Consider the following 12,014-nt stretch of genomic DNA (forward strand, 5'->3'; position numbering starts at 1 on the left):
ATTCATCCTTTATCTCTTATTTCTCAGCGGCATCTAAATAACGATGCACACGGCAGGGATTGCCAAAGGCGACTGCTTTCTCGGGTATTGATCTTGTTACTACGCTTCCGGCACCGATCACTGCGTAATCTCCGATCGTCACGCCTGGAAGGATCACTGTCCCGCCGCCGATCCACACGTATTTCCCGATATGCACCGGCTCCGTCCTTGTTTTGATCGCAATTGCCTCATCTCCCTGAAACCAGAAGCGTTCTGTCCACTTTGTTTCATGGACTGCCGTGTATATTTTTACGTCAGGTCCCAGCAGCGTATTTTCGCCTATTGTGATCGCTCCGGTATCCAGAAGCGTACAGTTCAGATTTATAAATGCATTATCTCCAAGAAAAATATTCGTTCCGTAATCGATGTAAAACGGCTGATTTATCCGGCAGTTTTTCCCGAAGCTGCCCAGCATGGTCCGCAGCAGGTTCTCTTTTTGTTCTGTATCTGACGCCGGGATATCGTTGTATTTCTTCATCAGTTCTTTCGCCCTGTTATGAGCGGTACGCAGTTGTATATCCCGGGTGTCATAAAACTCCCCTGACTGTTTCTTTTCTAATTCTGTCATGTCCTTTGACCTCTTTCTGTTCAAAACTCTCTCTTCTGTTGTCTCCATTATAAAATTCTTCCGTTCCCACTGTCTAATACCTGTCTGCTATGAAAAACGATACGTTCTCGGTATATTAAAAAACGGCTGTGACACCAGTGTTACAACTGATATCACAGCCATTTTTAATGTTCCTGTATTGTCTGTACGAAAAGTGACGCCGCCTGAGAAAACAGATGATTCTTTTTCCACAGGATCACACTCCTCGTCGTATGCTCCGGCAGGAGCCGGCGGAAACAGAGAGCGGGATCCGCATGTATGGACAGTGCACCGTCCAGACAGACCGCACAGCCCATCCCGGCTTCTACCAGCAATGCGGCGTTGGAAAGGAGATTGTAATACGCCGGAATATTCAGATGTTTTTCCTCACAATGCATCCAGTGGAGGACCTCGTTTTTGGCGTTCTCCCTTCCCGGCATGATCAGAGGATACTGCCGGATGTCCTCCACGGTTATCGTATCCTTTTCTGCAAGCTCGTGATCATTTCTCAAAAGGAGTCCCCAAGTCTCTTTCTGGGGAAGCCTCACGTATTCAAACTTCGCAGTATCGATCGGCTCCAGCACGAGTCCCAGATCCAGCAGGCCGCGCTCGAGCATCTCCTTGATATTGTCCGCCATCCCATTGTAAAGATCAAACTGGACATCCGGGTATTTGTCGCGGAATTCTTTCATGTAAAGAGCCAGCGCCCGGCATCCTACTGCTTCTGCCGCGCCGATCCTGATCGTTCCGCAGACGACACCTTTCTTATCTTTAAATGTATGTTCCAGCTTGTCCGAGAGCTCTACGATCATTTCCGCCTGCTGCTTAAACAGAAATCCTTCATCTGTCAATGTCACTGACCGTTTCCCCCGGATCAGCAGCGCCGTTCCCAGTTCGTCTTCCAGCTCCATAAGCTGGCGGCTTAAGGTCGGCTGGGTAATATGAAGAATATCCGCAGCCCTTGTAAAGTTTCCTTCATCCGCTACTGTCAAAAAATATTTCAGCACGCGCAGTTCCATCTCAATCGCCTCCGATTACATCTTCCTGTGATATCCCTATCTTCGATTCAAATCAGGATTTTTATTTCTTTGTAGGCATTGGAATAAATTCCAGTTTCAACTGCATTCCTAATCCCTGTGCAAGTTTTTTAACCATACTCAGGCTGGGATTTCTCGTCCCGTTTTCAATGCGGCTGATATCTGCCTGCGTGATTCCTGTCCTGGCTGCTAAATCTTTCTGAGTCATATTCTGTTCTACTCTTGCCTCGATCATTGCCTGAATAATATCATATTCCGGCTGCAATGCGTCATATTCCGCTTTTACTTCCGGATTTTGTAATGCTTTTTGTTTATAAGCTTTGTAACTACTCATCTCCATACCTCCGTTCATAGTCTGCTTTATATTTTTTTGCCAGTTCCTTTTCTGCTTTTGGTGTTTTCTGAGATTTTTTTACAAATCCATTTGTCAGTATTGCCTTCTTGCCTATGACAAAGAAATATAGAACTCTCGTAATATCTGATCCCTGCTTGGTGCGAAGTTCAAATATTCCATTTTCCAATGGTTTGGAATAAGGGTCTCTCAGCAAAGGACCGTTTATTTCTAGCAAATCAATCGTTCTTAATGTTTTTGCCAATAGCTTAGGTTCCAAGGAATCTAAAAATTCCCGCACCGGACATCTTCCATCTTCTGTATCATATAGGATTATCTCATACATTAGTATGCTCCTTTCTCTTTAATATCATAATATGTTGTATTCAACATATTGTCAAGCGCAATTGTTGAAAAATAATTGATGATACAGCCGTTTCCAAGAAGATAAAAAGTATTCTTATCAACACACAGGATTATACACACCCCATAGAAAAAACGAGGTGACCATGCCCTCGTTTTCCCAATTACTATAATTACTCTGAAATCCGGTAATGTGTATTCCGTCCTTTTCCTTCCTGAATGATCTGTCCATTCCCGATCATCTTTTTCAACAACCGCCCGGATGTTGACTGGCTGATCCCCAGCTCCTCCTGAACATCCTTTCTTGTAAATGTACCCTGCTTTTTCGCCAGAGAAAGGATCATTTCTTCCTGATCTTCCTCTGCCGGCTTGTTAACGACCGTCTTCTTCGTCTCAGTCTGAACATTCAAATTCGGAAGTATGATCTTAAAAGCATTTTCAGAAGTTTCAATATCAGGCTTTTTCTCTGTTTCCGCGTAAGCCTCCCTTATTTTCCGCATCCCGGTTCCGTATGCTTCGATCAACTCCAGACGGTAAAATATATTGGCCAGTTTTACATTTCGGCACACGGAAATCCCCATCATCACATCGTTCAGGGTAACTCCGCTTAAAAGCCCTCCAATGGAAGTAAACTCGATCCGGTCTGCGTAAAGACTTACAAAGCTGCTGGCGCGGTAGGAATATTCACGATGGATAAGCAGATTCAGAAGTGCCTCCCTCACCGCTGTCTCCGGATAGTCTCTCTGGTCGATCCGGTACAGTTTCTGGAATGAAGAATGGATCTGATTGCGAAAATCAATATAATCATACACTTCGTCCATCTGCTGAAACAGGGAGCCGGAAAATTCCTTCCGATCTTTAAACTGGCTCTGTGTAGTTCCTTCAAAAGCGGCCACCTTGATCGTATGCACACACTGATCTGACAGCAGCAGCCCTAGGTTTGTATAAACTCCGTCGTGCGTCATAATCCCCAGCGTTTTCATCTGTGCTTCGCCCAGAGGAAGATCCTTTTTGGCAAATTGCTTTTTTGCCGCTTCAAAAGTCAGTTCCTGATTTAAGGATCTCATATCCTCGAAATGATCTCCGTCCGTTTCTTTGATCATCCGGCGGATTGCCGTATTAGTCGCCGGTACTGAGGAATACCCTTGCCGAACATAAACCCCTTCCGGACGCAGCCCCTTTTTTGCAATATAATAAGGGCGTTCCGTTCCCTGCTGGATATCAACTGCAATGATCTGCTTTCCATCCTCATTTAACGTCTCATAGTGTAAGAACATCGTCAGATCCGGCTTTATTGCATCCCGGACCATATTGCTGACCTGCAGGGCTGCTCCGTCCGGGTCATCCAGTCCGATAACCGTTCCATCGTCCTGAACGCCAATATATAATTTCCCGCCTTCGCAGTTTGCAAACGCTATAATTTCTTTTTTTATATCATCCACCACAACAGATTTTAATTCCACTGTTTCGCTTTCCTTAAAAACCATCTTCTCTCCCTCCCAAAACTATTCTACCCACATTCTAACCTTTCTAACCACTCTTGTCAATTATTGGTTAGAAAAGTGGTTAGAATAGCCAAATAGAGGATAAAACCTGTGCCCAAAACCCATATACCATGATTTTGTCACGTATATTATAGATTATTCGTGGCATATTCTAACCATTCCTTTCATTTTATGGTTAGAATAGAAAACTGACCACAACAGATTATTATTGTTTTCTTTCAGGCGCTCGGCAGCTCGATCCAGTCTCGCATCAGGCACACGCTCGGCTCATCTTCTCTGGGAACCAGCCGGTAGCTGCATTCCCCGAACACTGTGCGCTTATCCTCAATCTCCATTCGGTACGCCTTATAGAAACGGTACTCCAGATTGGAAAGGATACAACGAAGCGTCTGCAAAGCCTCCCTCTGTGACGTAATGATCAGCTCCCGGTCAATGCTGCGCTTTAAGAATAACAGCGATTTATACAGCTGAACTTCCGTCCGGTAAGGCCGGTATCCTTTTTTCTCCAGCCATCTGCAGAAAGCCACAGGACCGCTCTCGACAATAACCCGCTCCGGATGATAATACTCATAACATTCCAGATTTGCCGTATTCAAAAGATACAGCATCTCCCGCACCTCATTTTCCGGCATCTCATAAAAGCGCAGGAGAGAACGGTATAGATGGACATATCCCGGTAACGTGACAATGTATCGTGTACTCAATATCTCCCAACTGACCATTTTCACACCGGAGGCGCCGTCTCGTCAGATATCCATACCGTTCCAGTTCTTTCAGCGCAGTACCGATAGAATCAACTCCCTCCTTACAGATCTGCGCCAGCCCTTTCGTGGTATAATCCCAATCCTCCGGGAGCGACAGCATCAGCGATAAAAGCCCTTTCGCTTTTAAAGACAGCTTCGGATTGCGAAGATGATGGTTGCTCATAATCGTAAAATCTTTTGTCTTTTCCACACGGAATACAGCCATACTGCGCGCCTCCTCTCTGTTGTCCTATTTACAAATCGCGGTCTCTATGCTCATAATGCAGATGCCCTGCTGATACCTTTGCATGATTTCTGATCTTAATATGCCTGTTCTCCTGATTTTTCAGGGCTTTCTTATACCCTTCATCCGTCAGGAAAAGACGCATCCGGTCTCCTTTATCTCCAATTGGAGAGTCAGAAGATAATACATCAAAGACGATCATGTGCTTTGTATCCTCTGCAAATCTCTCCAGAGCCATAATGTCATGTCCTTTCAGTTTATCCGCCCGGGACTGCCGTCTTGCTTCCGCAATCATTTCTCCGACTGTGCGGGGAGGATAAGGCAGCTTGTAATTGCTCTGAATATCTTTCACTAGATCCATACATTCATCCGCCGACATATTCCGCAGCTTATCTGCCAGACTTTGAGCCGCTTCACGCTGCTTAGGATCTGTCGTATACCGGGCTGTAAGATAAAGCTCATTGAGCACTTTTGTCTGACAGTCTCCCTCGACCTGAAAGAGCTGCCGTTTTTCCAATTCATTCAATTCCATACTGTGTTCCCCTTTCTAAAAAAGGCACAAAAAAAGCCCGACAGTAAAACTTAAAATTTACCATCGGGCAACATACCGGAACCCATCCAGCAACGCAATTCCGGTTCATTTTTCGGTTAACAATCTAATGCCTGCTTTTTCAGCAGACGGTCTATTTTGCCCCCGAGGGGCATGTTGCAAAGTCAAAGACCACGATGGTCTTTGACTCTCGCAGCAGTCGCCAAATGGACATGCAAGCATGTCCGCCTGGCTCGTTGCCCGCGGAAATAAATAAAACCCGTAAACGTTGAATTTACGGGCTTTGTGAGCTCCCCCTGTTGGACTTGAACCAACGACACTTCGGTTAACAGCCGAATGCTCTACCGACTGAGCTAAGGAGGAATATTTAATTGTTACGGCATCGGCACTTCTCTGCTTCTGCCAAGTGGAGAATACGAGAGTCGAACTCGTGACCTCCTGCTTGCAAGGCAGGCGCTCTCCCAACTGAGCTAATCCCCCGGGAAATATGTTCTTGTAAGAACTTTTATAAGATACCATATTTCCCAAAGGATGTCAAGATATTTTATTTAAAATCCCAACAATCTGATAAGCAGCGGATTTGTATTATACAAGAACCGGAGTACCTGACTCTTCTCCATCATATTAAAACATGCCTCTCCGGGACCTGTTGTATATGCCAGCGTCATGACCAGAAATCCGACCCAGACAATGACCAGCGCCAGTACAAGACCGAGCGCACCCCCGGCAATATGATTCACAAGACCGAGCACCGGAAGTTCTCCGATAATATTCACTGCAAACATCAGCGCCTTTACGATAATGATGGCAAGCAGGAATGTAACAAGGAAGGACAGCAGGTTCAGCACCAGTCTTGATATGTACGCTGCCACATAGCTCGGGAAACTGTTTACTCCCAGTTCACCGTATATAGTGCTGTTATTATTCTCTATAAGCTGGTCTTTCAGGAACTGCGGTATAGGAGCATTCTCTATCTCCTGGATCTGCGTGTCTTTCGGTATTTCCCCGATAAGATTCAGAATATCATCCGCCGTAATGCCCAGCATATCCCAATCCAGATTATTTAGATTCTCAAGATCTTCTTCAGACAGGCCAGCCAGAGGCGTACCGCTCAAATCAATCTGTGAAAGCTGTTCTTCCGTAATCTCCGGCATAAACGCCTCTACAATCTGTGCTTCGATATAGTCGTCCACCGGTGTATAATTTTCCAGTGCGTCTGCAACATAAGGCGACAGGATCGATACAAGTACAAGAGTCAGGACAGTCGAAAGGAGCGATATCCCCAGCTTGAGGAATCCCCTGACATATCCCACTACAATACAGATAATAAATATTGTTGCAACAATAATCAAAAGCCAGTTATCCATAATTTCTCCTACCTCGTCAGATAAATTATCCGCAATTCATCGACGCTCATCACATAGTATCTGTTTACACCGAAAGCACGGAACATCTCCTGGATTTCCACATCGAGATTTCCATGATATTTGATAATTCCCGTCACTGTAACGATGCAGCATCTGCTCCCGTCAAACATGACAATCTCATCGCCGTCTATTCTGGCATTACTATACTTTCCTGGTATATCCCTTCCGATCATCACTTCTCCGAGACGGTTATACAGACGAAGTTCATATCCTGATTTCTCCCGGTTCAGCAGAACCAGTCCTATATATTCATCCGAATGAAATACGCTCTGTATTTCCTGATCCAGACTGATCACTTTCTCTGCCCGGGGTGCATCAATTCCCTGATAAATCACCAGCGAATTATCACCGACAACTACAGACCGGTCATCCCCCATGAAGAAAATATCTCCCACAATGGTATCAGCATACTCCTCTGAACTAACGATATTATCGGTCTTATCCTGCCCAGTCTCACCGAAATTATAATAGACGACTCTTGATTTTTCAGCCGTGCCCTCAAAATAAATATAAGACACTGCCAGTGTGCTTCCGTCATCTGACATTTCCATCGCTGTCGGATATCCTGTTGTTCCAGGAGAGCCCTGCATCTCTGCAAGAGTATTTCCTGCTGCATCATAAACCATTATCGTCGGTGTAGTCTCGTTTCTCAGAAGCACACTGACAACTCCCTGATCCGAGACCGCAATCTTCTCGATCGGAAGTGTCGTCTCTATCTCACCTTTTAATCCATCTTTCGAAAATACGAAGATATTATTTCCGCCATTATCCGCTACGGCAAATGAATCCTCTTTTACCACAATAACCGGATTCTGTATCTGCATGGACTGCATCCACTGTTCTTCATTTTTCTTGTTCAGAAAAGCTACTCCGTCACGGTTATATCTCACAATACCGTCCGCAAACTGCGCATAGCTGCTCGTATCCGAAATATCGGCAGAGTACTGTGCGGCCGTACGCGCCCTTCCGTATGACTGGTTTTTCATAAGAAGATAAGTTCCGCATACCGCGAGGAGTAGCAGTACTGCGATCACAAGTATCTTCCTCGCTTTTTCATAACGGATCCTGCGTACTTTCTTCATGATCCCGCTGAGATCATCCGGGGGCGTCAATATCCTGAGATATGGCTTTTTCTTTTGCGTCATTCTAACTCCCCTTACTGCTGTTTTTCATCTTTCAAAATCTGTGCATATGTGTACAACGCAGTTATTATAACATGCTTTTATGGCAATAGCAATTTTTGACCCACATAAATCAGATTGCCGTCTGTGATACCGTTCATTCTGCAGATTGCATCTACATGACTTACATCACCGTACATTTTCCTGCTGATAATGGCAAGCGTATCGCCTTCTTCTACAACATATACTCCATCGCTCCCATTTTCACCGGTATAAGCTGTACTCTGATTTTCCGCTGCACTGTCTGTTTCAGATGTTCCGGAACTTTCTGCATCGGAAGAAGCTGTCTGTACGTCATCAGACTGACTGCCATCGGGCTGATTTTCTGCGAGTTGAGGTTCTGCAGACTGATTCTCATTACTCTGTGCCTCATCTTCTTCCGAAGCCTGTCCATCCCCGGCCTGTTCTTCTGATGTAACTGCCGTCACTGATCCGCTCGTCTCTCTCGTCTCTACGGTATCCGATGTATCTGCCAGAGCCTCCAGTGTACTCTGTACAGATTTCATCCTGTCAAAACTATTGACCATTGATACTCCCATAATGATCAGGACAAGCACAAGACATGCGCTTGCAACATACATCATACCTCCTGCCTTCCTGCGTTTCTGGTGCTCCCCCCGCTTTCTAACCAGATCACGAAAGTCCTGCGCAGCTCTGTCTTCCACAGTCTCTGATGAGATTGCCCCATTTTTTTTTCGACTGGAGATCATATAATTCTGCATACACGGGTTCTTTTCATAATATGTGTAGTGCCCTCCTATCTCCATCAGATCATTCATTTTATGCACATAATATGTTTCATCCTTTTCCACAGGATCTTTCATGATAAATACCGAATTCTTCTTCGGAAATGACTTCTTATGTAATTTTACAGTAGAAGCTTCCGGAGACAGCGGCACCCCCGGATGTGCCACAAACCATCCCAGCATCTCACCATCCTCAAAAAATTGCTTGCAGTCCTCGTATGCATGTTTCCATGTGCTGTCATCGATTACATACTCATTTCCAGACAATTTCAGATCATGCATCTGGATAGCTCCGTATATGTATACATATTCCTCATCATCCCCGGACTGTATATCTCCCACAAGAAACGCTCCTATCGGCACTTTTGCCTTTTCACTCTTTTCACATAGCTGGGCAAAAAATGTATCCACATAGTCCTCTACATATATCTTTGGGCTGTCGCTCACATTCCCGATCTGTCGAACATTTTTAGGTATCTGTCTTTCCATGGTTATACTCCACCTTCCTGATATTGATGTTTTCCCGGCGTCGTAAAGAGAATAGCACAGAGAAATAGCTGAATTTATCAGTTAATGTCAGGTAAGTTCGACAAATTCAATCAGGGACAGGTCAAAACGCAATCGGGGACGTAGTAAAATCCGATTTTACTACGTCCCCGAATACAATTTAAAAACTATTTTGAAAATTCTTTTATCTTCTGATATATACTTTCCGAATCAAGTCCATATTTCTTGATCAGTTCAACTGCCGGTCCGGACTCTCCGAATGTATCGTTGATACCGATCTTCATTACCTTTGTCGGTGCTTTTTCAGCGAGCACATCGCACACGGCACTTCCAAGACCTCCGATCACGGAATGTTCCTCAACTGTAACGACTTTTCCCGTCTCTTTTGCTGCCGCTGTTACGAGTTCTTCATCCAGCGGTTTGATCGTATGGATATTGATCACTTTCGCATCAATGCCGTCTGCAGCAAGTTTCTCAGCTGCCTCGAGACAGTTATTGACCGGAAGTCCTGTCGCGATGATCGTAAGGTCTTTTCCTTCTCTTAAGACAACTCCTTTTCCGAGTTCGAACTTATAGTCAGGTCTGTCATTGATCACCGGAACTGCCAGGCGTCCGAATCTTAAGTAAACCGGCCCCTGATGTTCATATGCCGCTTTTACTGCAGCCTTTGCCTCTATATCATCGGACGGGTTAATAACTACCATACCCGGAATCGTACGCATTAGAGCGATATCTTCGTTACACTGATGCGTTGCTCCGTCCTCTCCGACAGAGATACCTGCATGTGTCGCTCCGATCTTTACGTTAAGGTGCGGATATCCGATGGAATTTCTCACCTGCTCAAATGCACGTCCTGCTGCGAACATTGCGAAAGAACTTGCAAACGGAACCATTCCTGCTGCCGCAAGACCTGCTGCCACACCCATCATATTGCTCTCCGCAATACCGCAGTCAATGAAACGTTCCGGATGTGCTTTCTTAAATACACCTGTCTTCGTAGCTTCCGCAAGGTCAGCGTCCAGTACGACGACGTCCTTATGTTCTGTACCGAGTTCAGCCAGCGCATTTCCATAGCTCTCTCTCGTTGCAATCTTCTTTACATCTGACATAACGCTTCACCTGCCTTTTCCAGATCTTCCATAGCGATCTTATACTGTTCGTCATTCGGGGCTTTCCCGTGCCATCCTGCCTGGTTCTCCATGTAGGATACGCCCTTGCCTTTCACTGTCTTTGCAATGATGGCTGTCGGCTGTCCTTTCACTGTCTTCGCCTCTTTAAATGCCGCGTCGATCTGATCAAAATCATTTCCATCGATATTGATCACATGGAAATTAAATGCTTCAAATTTCTTATCGATCGGATACGGAGAATTAACCTCTGTGATCGCGCCGTCGATCTGCAGATTATTGTTATCCACGATCACTACAAGGTTGTCCAGTTTCTTATGAGCAGCAAGCATGGAAGCCTCCCATACCTGACCTTCCTGGATCTCACCGTCGCCGAGCAGTGTATATACCCTGTAATCAGCTCCTGTTATCTTCGCCGCGATCGCCATTCCGACTGCCGCGGAAATCCCCTGTCCCAGGGAACCTGACGACATATCAACTCCCGGGATATGCTTCATATCCGGATGTCCCTGAAGATAAGATCCTGTATGGCGCAGAGTCTTTAAATCCTCTTTCGGAAAATATCCTCTTTCAGCCAGTACAGAATAAAGTCCCGGAGCCGTATGTCCTTTGGAAAGTACGAACCGGTCTCTGTCCGCTTTCTTCGGATCCTTCGGATCTATATTCATCTCTTCAAAATAAAGATAGGTAAAAATATCTGCTGCTGACAGCGAACCGCCCGGATGTCCGGCCTTTGCGCTGTGTACTGCCGTCACAATGTCCTTACGGACTTCGTTTGCAGTCTTCATCAATTTAAGCTTGTCCATTTATTTCTCCTCTTTTTCAGTTTTCGGAAAACTTTGTTATAATCCGGCATTCTCTATTATTCGCCGAATACAGCGATATAGTCTTCCTGGAATTTCTTGATACCTGCATCTGTCAGCGGATGATGTGTCATCTGCTCGATTACTTTATACGGCACTGTTGCAATATCTGCCCCTGCAAGCGCACAGTCTGTGATATGGATCGGATTGCGGACGCTGGCCGCGATGATCTCTGTCTCGATTCCTGCCACATCAAAGATTTCAGAAATCTCACTGATCAGATCAACGCCTCTTACAGAAATATCATCCAGACGTCCGAGGAACGGTGATACATATGTCGCGCCTGCTCTTGCCGCAAGAAGTGCCTGATTTGCCGTAAAGATCAGTGTAACATTTGTCTTGACTCCCTCAGCTGAAAGCACTTTGACCGCTTTGAGCCCCTCTGCTGTCATCGGAATCTTTACTACCATATTCGGGTGGATCTTCGCAATCTCTCGTCCCTCTTTGATCATTCCCTCAGCATCTGTCGTCGTAGCTTTTACCTCGCCGCTGATCGGTCCGTCCACGATAGATGCTATCTCTGCGATTACTTCTTCGAATACACGTCCTTCTTTTGCGATCAGTGACGGATTCGTCGTAACACCGCATATCACACCCATATCATTTGCTTTTCTGATGTCATCTACATTCGCTGTGTCAATAAAAAATCTCATCTTCGTTCCTCCTTAAAACTGGACAAAATTAACTGTATCTGTTCTGATTATATCTGTTAAAAAATCTCCGGTCAACCGACTCAAAAATTATTAACAGAGAAATGCCACTTAA

Annotated in this window: 13 protein-coding genes, 2 tRNA genes and 1 pseudogene; all 16 read right to left on the reverse strand. The window is 45.3% G+C overall.

Features of this window, described 5'->3' with window-relative positions; genetic code table 11:
- Positions 1 to 16 precede the first annotated feature (16 nt).
- Positions 17 to 607: a sugar O-acetyltransferase gene (locus FNY66_RS07755; RefSeq protein WP_087149927.1), complete on the reverse strand. Its 591-nt coding sequence runs from the start codon at positions 605 to 607 to the stop codon at positions 17 to 19.
- A gap of 164 nt (positions 608 to 771) precedes the next feature.
- On the reverse strand, positions 772 to 1,644 hold the full coding sequence (locus FNY66_RS07760) for a LysR family transcriptional regulator (protein ID WP_087149825.1): 873 nt from the start codon (positions 1,642 to 1,644) through the stop codon (positions 772 to 774).
- A 61-nt stretch (positions 1,645 to 1,705) separates the two neighbouring features.
- Complete coding sequence (locus FNY66_RS07765; RefSeq protein WP_087149826.1) at positions 1,706 to 2,002, reverse strand: helix-turn-helix domain-containing protein; 297 nt, start codon at positions 2,000 to 2,002, stop codon at positions 1,706 to 1,708.
- Positions 1,989 to 2,339: a type II toxin-antitoxin system RelE/ParE family toxin gene (locus tag FNY66_RS07770; protein ID WP_087149827.1), complete on the reverse strand. Its 351-nt coding sequence runs from the start codon at positions 2,337 to 2,339 to the stop codon at positions 1,989 to 1,991. Before FNY66_RS07770 ends, FNY66_RS07765 begins: the two co-directional genes overlap by 14 nt.
- A gap of 190 nt (positions 2,340 to 2,529) precedes the next feature.
- Positions 2,530 to 3,843 carry an RNA-binding domain-containing protein gene (locus tag FNY66_RS07775; protein ID WP_150310765.1) on the reverse strand — a complete coding sequence of 438 codons (1,314 nt, stop codon included), beginning with the start codon at positions 3,841 to 3,843 and terminating at the stop codon, positions 2,530 to 2,532.
- Positions 3,844 to 4,079: 236 nt separating this feature from the next.
- Entirely contained in the window at positions 4,080 to 4,469 is a 390-nt protein-coding gene (locus FNY66_RS07780; RefSeq protein WP_229409474.1) for a hypothetical protein, read from the reverse strand.
- Between the two features lie 79 nt (positions 4,470 to 4,548).
- Positions 4,549 to 4,830: pseudogene (locus FNY66_RS07785) on the reverse strand (helix-turn-helix domain-containing protein); the annotation flags it as partial.
- A 28-nt stretch (positions 4,831 to 4,858) separates the two neighbouring features.
- On the reverse strand, positions 4,859 to 5,380 hold the full coding sequence (locus tag FNY66_RS07790) for a DUF5720 family protein (RefSeq protein ID WP_087149830.1): 522 nt from the start codon (positions 5,378 to 5,380) through the stop codon (positions 4,859 to 4,861).
- 308 nt (positions 5,381 to 5,688) lie between these two features.
- Positions 5,689 to 5,761: transfer RNA gene (locus FNY66_RS07795), tRNA-Asn, on the reverse strand.
- A 44-nt stretch (positions 5,762 to 5,805) separates the two neighbouring features.
- Positions 5,806 to 5,878 (reverse strand) — tRNA-Ala (locus tag FNY66_RS07800).
- 68 nt (positions 5,879 to 5,946) lie between these two features.
- A complete protein-coding gene (locus tag FNY66_RS07805) occupies positions 5,947 to 6,765 on the reverse strand; it encodes a CvpA family protein (RefSeq protein WP_087149831.1) in 819 nt (272 codons plus the stop codon).
- 8 nt (positions 6,766 to 6,773) lie between these two features.
- Positions 6,774 to 7,970: a DUF5711 family protein gene (locus FNY66_RS07810; RefSeq protein WP_150310766.1), complete on the reverse strand. Its 1,197-nt coding sequence runs from the start codon at positions 7,968 to 7,970 to the stop codon at positions 6,774 to 6,776.
- A gap of 77 nt (positions 7,971 to 8,047) precedes the next feature.
- Positions 8,048 to 9,241: a LysM peptidoglycan-binding domain-containing protein gene (locus tag FNY66_RS07815; protein ID WP_150310767.1), complete on the reverse strand. Its 1,194-nt coding sequence runs from the start codon at positions 9,239 to 9,241 to the stop codon at positions 8,048 to 8,050.
- Between the two features lie 185 nt (positions 9,242 to 9,426).
- Entirely contained in the window at positions 9,427 to 10,368 is a 942-nt protein-coding gene (locus tag FNY66_RS07820; RefSeq protein ID WP_087149834.1) for a transketolase family protein, read from the reverse strand.
- Positions 10,356 to 11,192 carry a transketolase gene (locus FNY66_RS07825; protein WP_150310768.1) on the reverse strand — a complete coding sequence of 279 codons (837 nt, stop codon included), beginning with the start codon at positions 11,190 to 11,192 and terminating at the stop codon, positions 10,356 to 10,358. Before FNY66_RS07825 ends, FNY66_RS07820 begins: the two co-directional genes overlap by 13 nt.
- Positions 11,193 to 11,248: 56 nt before the next feature.
- Complete coding sequence (gene fsa / locus FNY66_RS07830; protein ID WP_087149836.1) at positions 11,249 to 11,902, reverse strand: fructose-6-phosphate aldolase; 654 nt, start codon at positions 11,900 to 11,902, stop codon at positions 11,249 to 11,251.
- Positions 11,903 to 12,014 lie beyond the last annotated feature (112 nt).

The organism is Mediterraneibacter catenae (assembly GCF_008691045.1).
GTDB lineage: Bacteria > Bacillota > Clostridia > Lachnospirales > Lachnospiraceae > Mediterraneibacter > Mediterraneibacter ornithocaccae.